The sequence below is a fragment of the Gandjariella thermophila genome (assembly GCF_005405885.1).
In the GTDB taxonomy this organism is placed as follows: domain Bacteria; phylum Actinomycetota; class Actinomycetes; order Mycobacteriales; family Pseudonocardiaceae; genus Gandjariella; species Gandjariella thermophila.
This window is the reverse complement of the sequence record NZ_BJFL01000021.1, coordinates 39,581-56,232: the sequence shown is the minus strand read 5'-3', so window position 1 is coordinate 56,232 and position 16,652 is coordinate 39,581. Positions and strand designations below refer to the sequence as shown.

Here is a 16,652-nt window from a genome sequence, read left to right as displayed (position 1 = left end):
TTGCGTCCTTTTCCGCGAGTTCGCGCGCGACCGCTCGGCCCCAGCGCGCGCTGTGGTCCCGGCTTGAGACGGGCCAACTCATGCCGGCACCCCGATCCGGACCGGGGCGCCGGAGCGGCGGGACTCCTCGCAGGCCTGCGCGAGCCGCAGGCTGACCAGGCTGTCGCGGGCCGGGGACGGGTTGGCCGCCCGGCCCGCGACGACGTCGGCGAACACCGCCATCTCGTTGAGGTAGGCGCGGCGGAACCGCTCGGCGAACCCCGGGTAGGCGTCCTCGGCGACCCGGGGACCGTCGGGTTCCAGCGAGGTCAGCGGCGTGCGCGGGTCCACGCCGACGGCCAGCGAGTCCTTGCTGCCCAGCACCTCGATGCGGTGGTCGTAGCCCAGCGGGTCGTGCCGGCCACCGGCGAGCATCGCGTGCGCACCGCCGGCGAACCGGAGCACCGCGACCGCGTTGTCCACGTCGTCCGCGGCCGCGAAGGCCTGGTCGACCAGCACCGACCCAGACGCGAACACCTCCTCGACCGGCTCGCCGACCAACCACGGAACCGCGTCCAGGTCGTGGATCAGCAGGTCCCGGAAGATGCCGCCGGAGCCGGGCAGGTAGCCGGCCTCCGGCGGCCGCGCGTCGTTGCCAATGGCGCGCACCAGGTAGACCGTGCCCACCTCGCCGCCGCGGATCCGGCGGTGCAACTCGACCACGGCGGGGTCGAACCGCCGCTGGAAGCCGACCAGCACCTCCACCCCGGACGCCTCCACCTCGTCCACCAGGGCGCGCATCTCGTCCAGGTCACTGGCGATCGGCTTCTCGCACAGCGCCGGGACCCGCGCGGCCAGGCAGCGGCGCAGCATCGCGGGGTGGGTGTCGGTGGGGGTGGCCAGCAGCACGCCGTCGCATACGGACAGCAGCCCGTCGAGGTCGTCGACGTGGGTCACACCGGAGCCGAACTGCCCGGCGACCTGTTCCGCGCGGCCGGGCACCGGGTCGAACAGCACCACCCCCTCGAGCCGGCCCAGCGCGGCGAGGTTGGCCGCGTGCATGGCGCCGATCCGCCCGACTCCGGCAACTCCTATCCGCATCCGGGGTCTCCGTCCTGGTAGCTGCGGTTGATCGTTAGAGCGCTCTATTGGTTGGAGCGCGCTAATGCTGTAGCCTCGCTCACACTCGTGTCAAGGGTCACGGCCAATTTCGGGCACAACGAGGGGTGAGGAGGCTCCCTGATGTGTGCGCCAAGCCGCGGCAGCCAACTCGACCACGTTGCGCGGCATGGCCGCCAGGCCCCGCGATCGCGGTGGCAGGGCGCCGTGCCGCGGGACGTGACCGGGGCGCGTCTGGCGCGTCCTCGCGACGCGATCGCGGTCGCGCGCGAACTCGCGGAAAGGAAGGCGTGGTGAGCCGGCCGACCATGGAGGACGTGGCACGCCGTGCCGGCGTCTCGCGCGCCCTGGTGTCCCTGGTGATGCGCGGCTCCCCCAAGGTGAGCGAGCAGCGGCGGGCCGCGGTGCTGCGCGCCGCCGCGGAACTGGGCTACTCACCGCACGCGATGGCGCGCTCGCTGGCCAGCCGCACCTCCACGGTGCTCGGCGTCCTAGTCTCCGACCTGCACAACGCCTTCTTCGCGGAGGTGGTGGACGGGCTGGACGAGGCGGCCAGCGCAGAGGGCTTCGAGCTGATCATCAACACCGGTGGGCGCAGCGCGCCGAGGGAGCGCAGGGCGGTGGCCAGCCTGCTCTCCTTCCGCCCGGCCGGGCTGGCCCTGCTCGGGCCGGTGGTGCCGGCCTCGGCGATCGCGGCCGCCGCCGAGCAGGGCCCGGTGGTACTGGTCTCCCGATCCTCCCGACTGTCTGCTGTGGACACGGTGAACGACGACGGGCAGACCGGCTGTGGGCTGGCCGTGGACCACCTGGTCTCGCTGGGCCACACCAGGATCGTGCACCTGGACGGGGGTGGCGGCTCGCAGTCCGGCACCCGCCGCCGCGGCTACCTGGCCGCGATGCGCCGGCACGGGCTGCCCCCGGTGGTGGTCCCCAGCGAGTACACCGACGCCGCCGGGGCGCGGGCGGTGCGGGAACTGCTCGCCTCCGGCCCGCCGCCGACCGCGATCGTCGCGGCCAACGACCTCAACGCGATCGGCGCGATCTCCGCGCTGGAGGACGCCGGCCTGCGGGTGCCCGAGGACGTCTCGGTGGTCGGGTACGACAACACCTCGCTGGCCGCGCTCCGGCACATCTCGCTCACCACCGTGGACCAGCCCAGGATGGAGATGGGCCGGCTGGCCGGCCAGGCGCTGCTGGAGCGGGTGCGCGGGCAGCGGACCACCCCGGTGCGGCACCTGCTGGAGCCGAAGCTGGTGGTCCGCGCGACCACCGCCGCACCGTCACCGAGCACCGTGCTCGATACCACCGGGGACCCCGCGTAACCCACCGCGCACGGCATGCTGGGGGCATGGCCGACGACATCGTGGTGACCGAGGGGCTGGTGATCCCCGAGGCGGAGCTGCACGAGCGGTTCTCCCGGTCGTCCGGCCCCGGCGGGCAGGGCGTGAACACCGCGGACAGCAGGGTGGAACTGTCCTTCGACCTGGGCCGCGCCCAGTCGGTACCGGAGCACCTGCGTCCGCGGCTGCTCGCCCGGCTGCGCAGCCGGCTGGTGGACGGGGTGCTCACGGTGACCGCCAGCGAGTTCCGCTCCCAACTGGCGAACCGGCGGGCCGCCCGGGAGCGGCTGGCCGAGCTGCTGTTGGCGGCCGCCCAGCCGCCGCCACCTCGGCGCCGGCCCACCAGGCCGAGCCGTGCCTCGGTGGAGCGGCGGCTGGCGGCCAAGCGCCGGCGGGCGGAGACCAAGCGCGGCCGGCGCTCCCCGGAGGAGTAACCCGGGGGTCGCCGCCGTTGACGACCGCCATCCGGGGCGTTTGCGGTACCCGCGGACCGGCCAGGCAGGTCAGAAGCGCGGGTGGTTGCCGCGGAGTTCGGCACGCGGCGCGTCCGGGTCGCTGGCCTTGACCACCTCGCCGAGCGTCCACGCCGGCACGTGCCGGGCGGTGAGCACGGCGAGCGCGCGGTCCACGTCCTCGGCGGACACCACGGCCACCATGCCGACGCCCATGTTGAACGTCTTCTCCATCTCCACGCGCTCCACCCGGCCGCGCTGGGCGATCAGCGCGAACACCGGGGCCGGGGTCCAGGTGCCCCGGTCCAGCCTGGCGGTCAGGCCCTGCGGCAGCACCCTGGCCAGGTTGGCCACCAGGCCGCCCCCGGTGACGTGCGCGAAGGTCCGCACGTCGGTCTCCGCGATCAGCGCGAGGCAGTCCTTGGTGTAGATCCGGGTCGGCTCGAGCAGTTCCTCGCCGAGGGTGCGGCCGAACTCCTCGACGTGCCCGGACAGCGGCACCCTGGCGATGTCCAGCAGCACGTGCCTGGCCAGCGAGTACCCGTTGGAGTGCAGCCCGGACGAGCCCATGGCGATCACCACGTCACCCGGCCGCACCCGTTCCGGCCCGAGCACCGCGTCGGCCTCGACCACGCCGACGCCGGTGGCGGACAGGTCGTAGTCGCCGTCGCCCATCAGGCCCGGGTGCTCCGCGGTCTCCCCGCCGAGCAGCGCGCAGCCGGCCTGCTTGCACCCTTCGGCGATGCCCTTGACCACCGCGGCAACCCGGTCCGGCACCACCCGGCCGACCGCGATGTAGTCCTGCAGGAACAGCGGCTCGGCGCCACAGACCACGAGGTCGTCAACCACCATGGCGACCAGGTCGATGCCGATCGTGTCGTGCACATCCAGCGCCTGCGCGATGGCGATCTTGGTGCCCACGCCGTCCGTGGACGAGGCGAGCACCGGCTCCTTCCACCGGTCCAGCTTCAGCTTGAACAGCCCGGCGAAGCCGCCGATGCCGCCCAGCACCTCGGGCCGGGTGGCCTGCTCCGCGAACGGGCGAAGCTTCTCCACCGCCTTCTCACCGGCGGCGATGTCCACACCGGCGGCGGCATAGGTGGTCCTCGGCCCGGCGGTTTCGATGGTCACGTCTGAGTCTCCGTGGGAGCTGGTCTCGGTCATCGTCACGGCCTGCGCAGTGCGTCCTCGGCACCGTACCCGGAGGGCAGCGTGGGCGCGGCGGAACCGGCGACGCCCTTCTCGATTCCCTCCAGCAGGTGCTTGCCGATCAGCGCGTCCTCCGGCAGCGGGATCGGGTAGTTGCCGTCGAAGCACGCCGCGCACAGGCGGCTGCGCGGCTGGTCGGACGCGGCGACCAGGCCGTCCAGCGAGATGTAGCCGAGCGAGTCGGCGCCGATCGAGCGGCGCACGCCGTCCAGGTCCAGCCCGTTGGCGATCAGCTCGGCACGGGAGGCGAAGTCGATGCCGTAGAAGCACGGCCAGCGCACCGGCGGCGAGGCGATCCGCACGTGCACCTCGACCGCGCCGGACTCGCGCAGCATCCGCACCAGGGCGCGCTGGGTGTTGCCGCGCACGATCGAGTCGTCCACCACGACCAGCCGCTTGCCGCGGATCACCTCGCGCAGCGGGTTCAGCTTGAGCCGGATACCGAGCTGGCGGATCGTCTGCGACGGCTGGATGAAGGTGCGGCCCACGTAGGAGTTCTTCACCAGCCCCTGGCCGTAGGGGATGCCGGAGCCCTGCGCGTAGCCGATCGCCGCGGGCGTGCCCGACTCGGGCACCGGGATCACCAGGTCGGCGTCGGCGGGGTGCTCCTCGGCCAGCCGCCGGCCGATCTCCACCCTGGCGGCGTGCACCGAGCGGCCGGCGATGGTGGTGTCCGGGCGGGCCAGGTAGACGTACTCGAACAGGCAGCCCTTGGGTTCGGGCGCGGCGAACCGGGAGGACCGCAGCCCCTCGGCATCGATGGCGAGCAGCTCGCCGGGCTCGACCTCGCGGACGAACGAGGCGCCGACGATGTCCAGCGCGGCGGTCTCGCTGGCCACCACCCAGCCGCGCTCCAGCCGGCCGAGCACCAGCGGCCGCACCCCATGCGCGTCGCGCGCCGCGTACAGCGTCGACTCGTCCGAGAAGACCAGGGAGAACGCGCCGTGCAGGGTGGGCAGCAGGCGCAGTGCGGCCTGCTCGATGCCGGTGTCCGCGGCGGTCACCGCGAGCAGCCCGCAAACCAGGTCGGAGTCGGAGGTGGCGCCGTACCGGGTGTCCACCCCGGCCTCGGCGGCCCGGTCCCGCAGCTCGGCGGTGTTCACCAGGTTGCCGTTGTGGCCCAGGGCCAGGCCGCTGCCCGCGGCCGTGGTCCGGAACGACGGCTGGGCGTTCTCCCAGGTCGTGGACCCGGTGGTGGAGTAGCGGCAGTGGCCCACCGCGACATGCCCGTGCAGCGAGGACAGCACCTGCTCGTCGAAGACCTGGCTGACCAGCCCGAGGTCCTTGAAGACCACGACCTGGCCGCCGTCGCCGACCGAGATGCCCGCCGCCTCCTGGCCGCGGTGCTGCAGCGCGTACAGGCCGTAGTAGGTGAGCTTGGCGACCTCCTCGCCGGGCGCCCACACGCCGAACACGCCGCACTCCTCGCGGGGTTCGGATTCGGGTAGCTCGACCGGAGGGACGTCGGAGCGTGCTGTTCCATCGGCTGACTGGCCGGTGACCACCGAGAACTCCCTCGAGACGCCAGCGGGTGCCCCCTTAGTGTAGGTCGGCCGCGACCGGTGACACCCCGTGCGGCCGTGGCCCGGAACACATCGCCATCCCCTACTCGTCCCCGACCTCCTCCCCGACGCGGACCAGCGGCAACAGGCCGGTGAGGTCGGCCCGGACGCCGGAGGCGGCGACCCGGCCCTCGGCCACCGCGTCGGACCAGCCGAGCCGCCCGGTGGCCAGCTCCAGCCAGGTGCGCGGGTCGGTCTCCACCACATTGGGCGGGGTGCCCCGGGTGTGCCGGGGGCCGGTCACGCACTGCACGGCCGCGAACGGCGGCACCCGCACCTCCACGCTGCGCCCAGGCGCGACGCGTTCCAGCGTGCGCAGGCTCAGCCGGACGGCCTCGGCCAGGTCGGCACGCCGCGGTTCAGGTGCCCGGCCGGCCAGCCAGGGCAGCACCCGGGCCACCGCGGTACGCAGATCGTTCGGGTCAACGGGACGGCGGGTTGGCACGATCCGAGCCTAGAACCTCGCCAGCGGCGGCCCCGGCACGCCGGGAGCCCGCCGGTACCCGGATGACCGGTCCGGCGGGCTCCCGTGTCCGTGACCCGCGCGGTCAGGCGCCGATCACCGGTGGGGCGACCCGGCGCTCGTCACCGAACACGTCCTCAGTCTCGACCAGGTAGTCCGGCCGCTGGTGCTCGTCGTCGTCCTCGCCCCGGCCTCGGGCACCGCCCATCGGGCCGCCGACCCCGCCACGGCCGGCCGGCTCGCCCTCGACCATGCCGGCGCCGCCCCGGCCCAGCGGGCCCTCCTCGGCGAGCACACCGGCACCGCGCGCCCCGGCCAGCCCGGACCGGCCGCCGCCGCTACCGGTACCGCCACCCCGCGCGGCCAGTTCCTCCGGGCTGAGCGGACCGGTGCCGCCGAAGCGGCCACCGCGGGGCAGGTTCTCCTCGGCCCCACCACCCAGGCCGGGGCCCAGCGGCAGCCCGCCGCCGAATCCCGGTCCGGGGCGGCCGGCACCCTGGCCGTCGCCGATCGGGAGCCCGCCACCCGGCCCGGTGCCTGGCGGCGTGGCCGGATTGGGCAGGTTGCCGCTGCTCCAGGTGGAGCCGCCACTGTCAGCGCCGCCGCCGGTGAACGCCGAGCCGCCGGTCGGGCCGGAGCCACCGGACGGCCTGGTCCAGCCGCCGGACGTGCCGGAGGCGAAGGTGGCGGCGGTGCGGCCGCGACCGCCGGCGCCCGAGCCGGCGTAGTAGCCGGGCGGGCCCGCGTAGCCGACCCCACCGCCGGCGCCGCTGCCCGCCGGGGGCGGGGTGTCGACCACCACGTCCGGCGGCGGCACGAACTGCCCGAGCGTGTTGGCGTTCCACTCGGAGCTGCTCTGGTAGGTCTCCATGACCTGGACGGCCTTGTCCGCGGCGGCCGCCTGCCTGGCCTCCTGGGCCTCGTGGTCGTTCTGCTGCCGGATCACGTCGGCGATGGCGAACGGGTTGCCGGACGCCCCGGCGGCGATCATGTCGAGCGTGGACGGCGCCTCGGTGGTCACCTGCACCGGCTCCGGCATCGAGGACCGCGCGGTGGCGATGTAGTTCGCCTGGTCCTGCGCGGAAATCTTCATCACGTTGGCGCCGGTCTGCGCGTCGGTGGCCCACTGCCCCAGCGGGGAGAGGCCCTGCTGCGCGTTGTCCGCGGCGGCGCCCTCCCAGCTCGCCCCCAGCTTGGCGAGGCCCTGGTTCAGGTCACTGTTGATCTGCTCCAGCGTGCTCGCGATGGTGCCCCAGCGCTCGTCCAACCCGGTGGACGCCGCGGGACCGGGCCCCTCGTGGATCATCTTGTAGAGCTCTGGGTGGCCATAGCCACGCCATCGGTGGTCACCCATCCAGGTCGCCCCCTCTGTGCAGGTGTGCCAGGTCGATCAGGTGTGTGGCGGAGCGGCGTCAGGCGCGCTGGGACCTGCCCCACAGTGCCGCGTTGTCACCCTCGACGCGCGTGTACTGCTGCTCGCTCCGCAGCAGCGCGTCGTGCGCCGCCTTGAGCTGGTTGTGGTACCCCGTCAGCGCCTGGATAGCCGCGTCCGCGCCGTCGAAGGTGTGCTGGTTGAACTTCTGCGCGGTCTCCTTGCTCACCGGGTCGCCGGCCCAGTTACGCGCCTGCAGGTCGTACGTCGCCTGCTGCAGTTGCGCGCGGAGATCGTTCATGGCCTTCTCGAACAGCTTGCGCGCCTCGGGAATGGCCGAAGGGTCGATCTTGAGCTTGTGCGGCCCACTGGGCGTGGTCGTGTTGGTCGCCGCCGCACGGGGCGTCACCGGACCGCCATCAGCGAGGAACACCGCCCGCCTCCCTCATCCAACGCTGTGCGCTTGTGATGACTCTACTGCTGACGCATGACACGGTGGATCAGTTCCGGACAAGTTGGCCGGGACTTTGGTCACCTCGCGGCGAGTGAACCGACCGCCGCCTGTGCCATCTGCTGCGCCTTCTGGCACATCAGGCCCTGCTTGGACCCGTCGCCGCCCGGAGAGACGAACTGCACGTCCAGGAACTGCCCGTCCGCAACGTCGACGACGACCGCACATGAGATCGCCATACCGGGGATCTTCGCAATCAACGCCGGGAAGCCGTTCACCTGGATCGGCTGCGTCTCGGCGTTGTAGGTGCCGTCGGAAAAGCCCTCGATTCCCTTGGTGGTAACGAGCATGAAGTCGCCGGACAGGTCCTCACCGTGGTCGTAGTACTCGCACGTCTTCGCGTGCTGGTACACGTCGGACGCGTTCGACGGGTTGCCGCCGCCCTGGAACCCCAACTGCTGACGCTGCTGCGGAGTCAGGATCTGGCAGGGATCGACCCCCTTGAGGTCGATCGTCTTCGGCCGGGTTGAGGACGGCTTGGCGCTGGACGGCGGGCCGGCGGTGGCCGAAGAGGCACCGGTGCCGGTCGGCGTCGGCGTGCCGGTCGACGTGCTTGAGCAGCCGGCGATCAGCGCGCCGGGCAGGGAAAGGGCAGCGAGGCCGACCGCCAGACGCCGCCAGGTTCTCCACATGGTGGTCAACCTACCGAACCCGCGATCTCGGTATGACCGGAACCGGCGTACACGTCGGTCACGGCCGCACCGTTCGTTCGGCGCGGGCCGATCGGGGTAACGGCAACGGAAACGTGGGCCCAATGGAGCATTGCGCCGCACCTTGGCCGAAGAGAAAGGTTCTTTACAAATCTGTTGGCGCCGCCGCCCGACCTCCCGAGGAGTTCCGATGATCGTGCCCAGGCGCGGCAGCCGAGGCGACCACGGCGGGCACCGCCGCCGGCCGCCCCGCGGCGGGACGGCCGCACTCCGCAGGAAGCGGGTCCCCCTACTCGTCGCCGCCCTCGGCGCGGCGCTGGCCATGCCGGGAGCGCCACCGGCGACGGCCACCCCCGGGGACGGGGTCGCCGCGCCGGCCGACCCCGGCCGGGTCACCACGATCCCGAACTGGCGCATGGCCTCCAGCGGCACGGTCGGCCAGGACGGCGCCCAGGTTTCCGCGCCCGGCTACCGGGACACCGGCTGGCTCACCGTGCCCGCCCGGTCCACCGTGATGGGCGGGCTCGTCGCCGCGGGCAGGTACCCGGACCTCGGCTACTCCACCAACCTGCGGGACAAGGTGGACCGGAAGGACTTCGCCGTGCCCTGGTGGTACCGGCGCACCTTCACGGCCGACCCGAAACCGGGCAACCACACGTTCCTCCGGCTCACCGGCGGGGTCATCCCGAGCGCCGAGGTATGGCTGAACGGCAGCAGGGTCGCCGGCCCGGACCAGGTCGCCGGCGCCTACCCGGCGCACGAGTTCGACGTCACCGGGCTGCTGCGCCGGGGCGGCAACGCCGTCGCGATCAAGGCCTTCCCGGCGGACCCCGCCAAGCAACTGATCATCAGCTTCGTGGACTGGACGCAACCCGCGCCCGACAACAACATGGGCATCTGGCGGGACGTCCAGATCGCCGAGTCCGGGCCGGTGTCGGTGCGGAACCCGCGGGTGGTCACCGCGCTGGCACTGCCCGGTCTGGAAAGCGCGGCGCTCACCGTGAAGGCCGAGGTGCGCAACAACACGCCGCGGCCGGTGACCAGCGCGGTGGCCGGCACGATCGGCGACATCACGTTCGCCCGGAACGTCAGCCTGGCGCCGAACGAGACGCGCACCGTGACCTTCGCGCCAGCGGACTACCCGCAACTGCGGATCGCGCACCCGCGGGTGTGGTGGCCGTACCAGTACGGCCACCAGCCGCTGTACCACCTGGACCTGACCGCCAGCACCGCAGGCCACCTGTCCGACTCCGCCGGCACCGACTTCGGCATCCGGGACGTGAAGTCCACCGTGAACGCCTCGGGTGGCCGGCAGTTCGTGGTCAACGGCAGGCCGGTGCTGCTCCGTGGCGGCGGCTGGGCCTCGGACCTGTTCCTGCGCTACGACCCGAAGCGGCTGGCCGACCAGCTCGGCTACGTCCGTGACCTGGGGCTGAACACGATCCGGTTGGAGGGCAAGGAGGAGAACGACGAGCTGTACCAGCTCGCCGACCGGATGGGCATCATGCTGCTGCCGGGCTGGGAGTGCTGCTCGAAGTGGCAGTCGTACGACTCGTTCACCGAGGCGGACCACGCGGTGGCGGCGGCGTCCGCGGCCACCGAGGGCCAGCGGCTGCGCAACCACCCCAGCGTGATCGGCTTCTACGTCGGCAGCGACACCGCCCCGCCAGCGAGGGTGGAGCAGGAGTACCTGGCCGGCCTGCGCGCCGCCGACTGGCAGGTGCCGATCATTCCGTCCGCCGCGAAGGCGTCCAGCCCGCAGCTCGGCGCCTCCGGCAACAAGATGGACGGCCCGTACTGGTGGGTGCCGCCGAACTACTGGTACGCCGGCAGGCTGGGCGGCTCCTTCGGCTTCGCCTCCGAGGTCGGTCCCGGGCCCACCATCCCCGAGCTGGACACGCTGCGGAAGTACCTGTCCCCGGCGGAGCTGGACGACCTGTGGCGGAACCCGACGAAGCCGCAGTACCACCTCTCGCCGAGCCCCGAGTTCGACAAGCTCGGGTCGTTCGCCACGGCGCTGGCCAACCGGTACGGCAAACCGACCAGCCTGGACGACTTCGTCGGCAAGGCGCAGCTGGCCAACTACGAGGTCAACCGCGCCGAGTTCGAGTCGTTCGGCCGCGACCAGTCCAACAAGGACAATCCGGCCACCGGGGTCATCTACTGGATGCTGAACAACGCCTGGCCGACGCTGTACTGGCACCTGTTCGACCACGCGCTGTCCCCGGCCGGGTCGTACTTCGGCGCCAAGACCGCGCTGCGCCCGCTGCACGTGCAGTACTCCTACGACGACCGCTCGGTGGCGCTGGTGAACACCGGGCTGGCCGACGTACCTGGACTGTCCGTGCGGACCACCGTGTTCGACCTGTCCGGCGCGGTGAAATCCGATCGGACGACCACGGCGGTGACCGCGAAGGACAGCGGTTCCACCCGGCTGGACCCGGTGCCGAAGCCCACCGGGGTGTCCGGCGCCTACTTCGTCCGGCTACTGCTGCTCGACGCCGCCGGGAACGTGTTGGACCGCAACGTGTACTGGTTGTCCACAAAGGACGACACGCTGAACTGGGACAAGTCGACCTGGTACGACACCCCGCAGAGCGGGTACGCCGACCTCACCGGGCTGCAGCACCTGCCGCGCGGCACGGTCGACGCGCGGGCGTCGAGCACCCGCTCCGGCGACATGACCATTACGTCGGTGACGCTGACCAACCCGGCCGGCAACGGCCCGGTGGCGTTCTTCCTGCGCGCCAGCGTCCACAAGGGACACGACGGCGACCTGGTGCTGCCGGTCACCTGGTCCGACGACGACGTGACCCTGTGGCCGGGTGAGACGGTGACCCTGCAGGCCCGCTACCGCACCGCCGACCTCGCCGGCGCCGCCCCGATCGTCACGGTGTCCGGTTTCAACGTGCCGGAGCGACAGGTCCAGGCGCGCTGACCGGGAGTGAGCCGGGGTGGGCAGCGCCGCCCGCCCCGGCTCACGGTTCCGTCCGCACCGGCCACGGACCGACGATCGCCACGTCGGTGTCCGCGAAGTCGTTGACGTTCCGCGTGGCCAGCACGCCGCCGGGCACCTCGGCGAGCCAGCGGAGTGACGGCTAGATTCGGTGACGTGGTTGGGCACGCTGTGGGGCCGGGGCGGATCGAGGACTACGCGCTGTTGTCCGACCTGCGGACGGCCGCGCTGGTCGGGCTGGACGGCTCGGTGGACTGGCTGTGCCTGCCGCGGTTCGACAGTCCCTCGGTGTTCGCCCGGCTGCTCGGCGACGGGGACTGCGGGCACTGGCGAATCGCGCCCACCGCGGCGGTCCGCGAGGTGCGGCGCCGGTACCGGGACAACACGCTGGTGCTGGAGACCGAGTTCCGCACCGACGACGGCGTGGTCCGGCTGGTCGACACGATGCCGCCGAGGGAGCGGGACGGCATCGACCAGCCGTGCCTGGTGCGCGTGGTGGAGGGGGTGTCCGGCGAGGTCGAGGTGGGCATGCGGTGGGTGGTCCGGTTCGCCTACGCCGACTCGGTGCCCTGGGTCCGCCGGATCACCCGCGACCACCAGCAGTGCATCCTCGCCGTGGCCGGGCCGGACGCGGTGCTGCTGCGCGGCGACCGGCTGCCGTTCCGGGTGCCGCACGAGCGGGCGCACTCGGCCACCTTCACCGTCGCCGAGGGGCAGCGGCTGGCGTGGGCCATGGAGTACGTGGCGGATCTGGACGCGTTGCCACCCTCGGTCGACCCGGCCGCCGTGGTCCGGAGCAGCGAGCGATTCTGGCTGGACTGGACCAGCCGGGCCACCTACACCGGCCCGCACGAGTGGGCGGTGCACCGCTCGCTGGCCACGCTCAAGGCGCTGACCTACGCGCCGACCGGCGGCATCGTCGCGGCCCCCACCACGTCGCTGCCCGAGGCGCTCGGCGGCGAGCGCAACTGGGACTACCGGTACTGCTGGCTCCGCGACGCCACGCTGACCCTGCTCGCCTTCGACAACTTCGGCTACTCCGACGAGGCGGTGGCCTGGCGCGACTGGCTGCTGCGCTCGGTCGCCGGTGACCCGGCTGACGTGCAGATCATGTACGGGGTGACCGGCAAGCGGCACCTGATCGAGTGGGAGGCGGACTGGCTGCCCGGCTACCAGGGGGCCCGGCCGGTGCGCATCGGCAACGCCGCGCACCGGCAGATGCAACTCGACGTCTACGGCGAGGTGATGGACGCGCTGCACCTGGCCCGCGAGCGGGGGATCGCGGAGACCCCGGACTCGTGGGCCATGCAGCGCGGCCTCCTCGCCCACCTGGAAACCATGTGGCAGGAGCCCGACCAGGGCATCTGGGAGGTGCGCGGCCCGGCCCGGCACTTCACCCACTCCCGGGTGATGGTGTGGGTGGCCTTCGACCGGGCGATCCGCGCGGTGGAGGAGGACGGCCTGCCCGGGCCGGTGGACCGCTGGCGGGAGATCCGCGCCCAGGTGCATGCCGAGGTGCTGGACAAGGGGTGGAACGCGGAGGTCGGCGCGTTCACCCAATACTACGGCGGTACCGAACTGGACGCCGCCACGCTGCGGATTCCCGCGGTCGGTTTCCTGCCCGGCACCGACGAGCGGGTGCTGGCCACGCTGGCCGCGGTGGAGCGGGAACTGAAGCACGGCGACCTGGTCGCCCGCTACACCACCGGCGCGGAAACGTCCCCTGTGGACGGTCTGCGCGGCCGGGAGGGGTCGTTCCTGGCCTGCTCATTCTGGTTCGTTGACGCGTTGGCGCTGGCCGGCCGGCGCGCCGAAGCGGAGGCGATGTTCGAACGGCTGCTCGGGCTGGTCAACGATGTCGGCCTGCTCGCCGAGGAGTACGACCCGGCCGCCGGGCGGGCGACCGGTAACTTCCCGCAGGCGTTCAGCCACCTCGCCCTGGTCAACGGTGCCGCGCTGCTCTACGGCACCCCGGAGACCCGCACCCGGCACGAGCGCAGCCGCCGCGGGTAGCCGGAGCCGCTCGCGCTCAGCGGGCCAGCAGCCGCTCGATGTCGGCCGGGCTACCGGGCCGGGCGAAGAACCAGCCCTGCGCCGAGTCGCAGCCGATCCGGCGCAGCCGCTCGGCCTGCGCGGCGGTCTCCACCCCCTCGGCGGTGACCGTCAGGCCGAGCGCGTGCGCCAGCGAGACCAGGGTGGCCACGATCTGCGCGTCCACCGGGTCGGCGCCCTCGGCCGCGCGCAGCCCCTCCATGAAGGAACCGGCCATCTTCAGTTCGTGCACCGGGAGATGCCGGAGGTAGGCCAGGTTGGAGTAGCCGGTGCCGAAGTCGTCGATGGCGATCCGGACGCCCATCTCCGACAGCGCCCGCAGCGCCTCCAGCGGCTCGTCAGCGGTGTCCATGATCGCACTCTCGGTCAGCTCGAGCTGCAGGTGCGTGGCGGGCAACCCGGTCTCGTCCAGGATCCGCCGCACGTCGGCGACCAGGCCGGGGTCGCGGGACTGGCGCACCGCCAGGTTGACGCTGACGAACGGGGCGCACTCGCCGAAGGCGTCCAGCCAGGCGCGGGCCTGCTGGCAGGCGGCGCGCAGCACCCACCGGCCGAGCGGCACGATCAGCCCGGTCTCCTCGGCCAGCGCGATGAACCGGTCCGGAGCGAGCCGGCCGAACTCGGGATGCTGCCACCGCACCAGCGCCTCGACGCCGGCGATCGTGCTGTCGTCCAGCCGAACCAGCGGCTGGTAGTCCACGAAGAACTCGCCGCGCTCCAGCGCCGCCGGCATGGTCGCGGACAGCGTGAACCGGGCCACCTCACGGGCGTTGCGCTCCGGGTCGTACAGGGCCCAGCGGCTTTTGCCGTCCGCCTTGGCCCAGTACAGCGTGATGTCCGCGTCGCGCATCAGGTCGGCCGAGGTGGTGCCCTCGACGGCCCGCTCGACGATGCCGATGCTGGACGAGATGGACAGTTCGTGCCCGCCGATGCGCACCGGATTCTCCAGCGAGCGGAGCACCCGGTCGGCCACGTCCACCACGTCCTGGGTGCCGGAGGTGCCCTCCACCAGGATGACGAACTCGTCCCCGCCCATCCTGGCCACCAGCCGGCCCGGCCCGGACACCGACTCGTCCAGCCGGCGGCCGACCGCGACCAGCAACTGGTCGCCGACGTCGTGGCCGAGGCTGTCGTTGATCACCTTGAACCCGTCCAGATCCAGGTAGCACAGGCCCACCCTGGCGCCGGGGGTGGTGGTGTTGAACGCCCGCTGCAGCCGTTCCAGGAACAGCGCGCGGTTGGGCAGCCCGGTCAGCGGGTCGTGCAGCGCCTGGTACCGCAGCCGGTTCTGCAGCAGGTGCCGGTCGGTGACGTCCTCCACCATGGCGAGCTGGTACTTGGGCTCGCCGCGGTCGTCGCGGACCAGGGAGACGGTGAGGTGGGTCCACACCGCCTCGCCGTCGTTGCGGTAGAACCGCTTCTCCACCCGGTAGTGGTCCCGCTCGCCGCGCACCAGTTCCTCGTAGAGCCGCCACACGCTGGCCGCGTCCTCCGGATGCATGAAGTCCCGGACCACGTTGCGGCTGCGCATCTCCGCCGCGGTGAACCCGAGCATGTCCAGAAAGGACGGATTGGCGTCCACGACGTGGCCGGAGAGATCGGCGATGCCGATGCCGATGGCGGCCTCGCTGAAGATCGCCCGGAACCGGGCCTCGCTGGCCCGCAGCGCCGCCTCGGCGTGGTCCCTGGCGTCCAGCACCGCCTGGCGGATGGCTTCCTGCTCGCGCAACGTCCGCTCCTTCAGCGCCTGCGCGTAGCCGGCGGCCAGGGTGCCCTGCAGGGCGGCCAGCCGGGACCGCATGCGCTCGTCCTCGACGACGCCCAGCTCGACCAGCAACTCGTCGCCGATCAGGTGAATCGTCCGACTCAACGACTCGGTGCCGGTGAAGTGGGCCTCGACCAGCTTGGCGCCGACCTGGTAGCCCACCGCGGCCCGGAAGGGGTTGGCGAACAGCGCCTCCACCAACTGGTCGGTCAGGCAGTGCAGGTGGACGACCACCTCGGCCCTGGTCATCGGCACGTAGCTGGTGCCGATCACCGCGGCCGCCCACATCCTGGCGAACGACTCCGCGCCGGTGAGCACGTCGTGCCCGACGGCGGCACCCGCGCCCGGGAGGTGCTGGCTGACCTGGTCCATCACCACCTCCGCCCGGCGGAGGTCGGGCCGCGGCCCGCTCGCTCGTGCCGCACATCGAGCGCCCGCGGCGGGTGCTCGGCGGCTTTCGCCTCCACCAGCCCGTCGCCGACCAGGGAGATCACCTGCTCTCTGCTACCCGGATACGGGGCGGTCGTCCGCGCGTGAGGCCGGTCCACCCCACGGGTCACCTCATCCTCGCGCGGCCCCCGAGTGGGGGGATACGGACGTGACCACCCAATCATGGCGGACGGTGACCGACTATGCACCGGCCGCTTGGCCCGTTGTGCGGCCGTGAGCCGGGTGTTTGCCGGCAGAAACCGCCCCTCATGAGCACTCTGCGTGACTTACATCGCGCTTTCCGGCGAGCCCCTTTTGGGGCAGTCCCGCGCCTCCCCACCGCACCGGGTTCCGGCCCGCCGGGGCCCTGCCCCGCCGGGAGCGGCGGTCCGGCCCGGCCGGGACCACGGTGCTCCGGCGGCCACCCCGGGCGGCGTGGTCGGCACCGCGTTCCGTGCCGGGCGGACGCCGGCCGGGCGCCAAGAGCTGGAACCGGCCGGCGGTGCCGGCACCCGGGCCGTGCCCCGGACGGACGAGCCGACCCCCTCTTTGGTGGATATCACGGCGATTCGGCCCGTTCCGGTGCAACACCACCCGGAAGGACGACACCGCGCGGCCTCCGCGCGCCGTGGCCCGGCGGTCCTCGAGCACCGTGCTGGGCCGGCCGGAGCGGGCCGTGGCCGGGAATCGGCCGATCGACTTTCCCACCCGGTGAACGGTTCGGGGAATGACATCGAACGCATGACGCGGTTACGTCTTTCGACGCCCGGAAAGGTAAGCCGGACGAGTTAGC

General features: G+C 72.6%; 13 protein-coding genes. 4 read left to right on the top strand and 9 right to left on the bottom strand.

Annotation, left to right across the window (positions count from 1 at the left end):
* Positions 1-78: 78 nt before the first annotated feature.
* The gene (locus tag FFT21_RS18660; RefSeq protein WP_137815184.1) at positions 79-1,080 is read right to left on the bottom strand and encodes a Gfo/Idh/MocA family protein; all 1,002 of its coding nucleotides are present in this window, start codon (positions 1,078-1,080) and stop codon (positions 79-81) included.
* Positions 1,081-1,391: 311 nt separating this feature from the next.
* Here FFT21_RS18660 and FFT21_RS18655 point away from each other — a divergent pair, with 311 nt between their 5' ends.
* Complete coding sequence (locus tag FFT21_RS18655) at positions 1,392-2,420, top strand: LacI family DNA-binding transcriptional regulator (RefSeq protein ID WP_137815183.1); 1,029 nt, start codon at positions 1,392-1,394, stop codon at positions 2,418-2,420.
* 26 nt (positions 2,421-2,446) lie between these two features.
* Positions 2,447-2,872, top strand: coding sequence for an alternative ribosome rescue aminoacyl-tRNA hydrolase ArfB (gene arfB / locus FFT21_RS18650; RefSeq protein WP_137815182.1), 426 nt, complete (start codon positions 2,447-2,449; stop codon positions 2,870-2,872).
* A gap of 69 nt (positions 2,873-2,941) precedes the next feature.
* On the opposite strand, the gene purM is transcribed toward arfB, so the two are convergent.
* From purM to FFT21_RS29235, 6 genes are all read right to left on the bottom strand, one after another.
* Positions 2,942-4,054 carry a phosphoribosylformylglycinamidine cyclo-ligase gene (purM, locus tag FFT21_RS18645; RefSeq protein WP_137815181.1) on the bottom strand — a complete coding sequence of 371 codons (1,113 nt, stop codon included), beginning with the start codon at positions 4,052-4,054 and terminating at the stop codon, positions 2,942-2,944.
* Positions 4,055-4,056: 2 nt separating this feature from the next.
* Complete coding sequence (gene purF / locus FFT21_RS18640; RefSeq protein WP_137815180.1) at positions 4,057-5,604, bottom strand: amidophosphoribosyltransferase; 1,548 nt, start codon at positions 5,602-5,604, stop codon at positions 4,057-4,059.
* Between the two features lie 100 nt (positions 5,605-5,704).
* Positions 5,705-6,106: a sterol carrier family protein gene (locus FFT21_RS18635; RefSeq protein WP_137815179.1), complete on the bottom strand. Its 402-nt coding sequence runs from the start codon at positions 6,104-6,106 to the stop codon at positions 5,705-5,707.
* 103 nt (positions 6,107-6,209) lie between these two features.
* Positions 6,210-7,478 carry a WXG100 family type VII secretion target gene (locus FFT21_RS18630; protein WP_137815178.1) on the bottom strand — a complete coding sequence of 423 codons (1,269 nt, stop codon included), beginning with the start codon at positions 7,476-7,478 and terminating at the stop codon, positions 6,210-6,212.
* Between the two features lie 58 nt (positions 7,479-7,536).
* The gene (locus tag FFT21_RS18625; RefSeq protein ID WP_137815177.1) at positions 7,537-7,929 is read right to left on the bottom strand and encodes a transcriptional regulator; all 393 of its coding nucleotides are present in this window, start codon (positions 7,927-7,929) and stop codon (positions 7,537-7,539) included.
* Between the two features lie 98 nt (positions 7,930-8,027).
* Positions 8,028-8,639, bottom strand: a complete 612-nt coding sequence (locus FFT21_RS29235; RefSeq protein ID WP_225978549.1) for a DUF3558 domain-containing protein — start codon at positions 8,637-8,639, stop codon at positions 8,028-8,030.
* 208 nt (positions 8,640-8,847) lie between these two features.
* On the opposite strand from FFT21_RS29235, the gene FFT21_RS18615 reads away from it, so the two are divergent.
* Both FFT21_RS18615 and FFT21_RS18605 read left to right on the top strand, forming a co-directional pair.
* Positions 8,848-11,595 carry a glycoside hydrolase family 2 protein gene (locus tag FFT21_RS18615; RefSeq protein WP_137815175.1) on the top strand — a complete coding sequence of 916 codons (2,748 nt, stop codon included), beginning with the start codon at positions 8,848-8,850 and terminating at the stop codon, positions 11,593-11,595.
* A gap of 174 nt (positions 11,596-11,769) precedes the next feature.
* Complete coding sequence (locus FFT21_RS18605) at positions 11,770-13,626, top strand: glycoside hydrolase family 15 protein (protein ID WP_192909626.1); 1,857 nt, start codon at positions 11,770-11,772, stop codon at positions 13,624-13,626.
* A 16-nt stretch (positions 13,627-13,642) separates the two neighbouring features.
* On the opposite strand, the gene FFT21_RS30340 is transcribed toward FFT21_RS18605, so the two are convergent.
* Positions 13,643-15,802, bottom strand: a complete 2,160-nt coding sequence (locus tag FFT21_RS30340) for a putative bifunctional diguanylate cyclase/phosphodiesterase (RefSeq protein ID WP_192909625.1) — start codon at positions 15,800-15,802, stop codon at positions 13,643-13,645.
* Entirely contained in the window at positions 15,802-15,978 is a 177-nt protein-coding gene (locus FFT21_RS28870) for a hypothetical protein (protein ID WP_153816560.1), read from the bottom strand. Before FFT21_RS28870 ends, FFT21_RS30340 begins: the two co-directional genes overlap by 1 nt.
* Between the last annotated feature and the right edge of the window lie 674 nt (positions 15,979-16,652).

Coding starts and splice junctions, on each gene's coding strand:
- FFT21_RS18660 (WP_137815184.1), bottom strand. CDS start 1,080: ATGCGGATAGGAGTTGCCGGAGTCGGGCGGATCGGCGCCATGCACGCG.
- arfB (WP_137815182.1), top strand. CDS start 2,447: ATGGCCGACGACATCGTGGTGACCGAGGGGCTGGTGATCCCCGAGGCG.
- purM (WP_137815181.1), bottom strand. CDS start 4,054: ATGACCGAGACCAGCTCCCACGGAGACTCAGACGTGACCATCGAAACC.
- FFT21_RS18630 (WP_137815178.1), bottom strand. CDS start 7,478: ATGGGTGACCACCGATGGCGTGGCTATGGCCACCCAGAGCTCTACAAG.
- FFT21_RS29235 (WP_225978549.1), bottom strand. CDS start 8,639: ATGTGGAGAACCTGGCGGCGTCTGGCGGTCGGCCTCGCTGCCCTTTCC.
- FFT21_RS18615 (WP_137815175.1), top strand. CDS start 8,848: ATGATCGTGCCCAGGCGCGGCAGCCGAGGCGACCACGGCGGGCACCGC.
- FFT21_RS30340 (WP_192909625.1), bottom strand. CDS start 15,802: ATGGACCAGGTCAGCCAGCACCTCCCGGGCGCGGGTGCCGCCGTCGGG.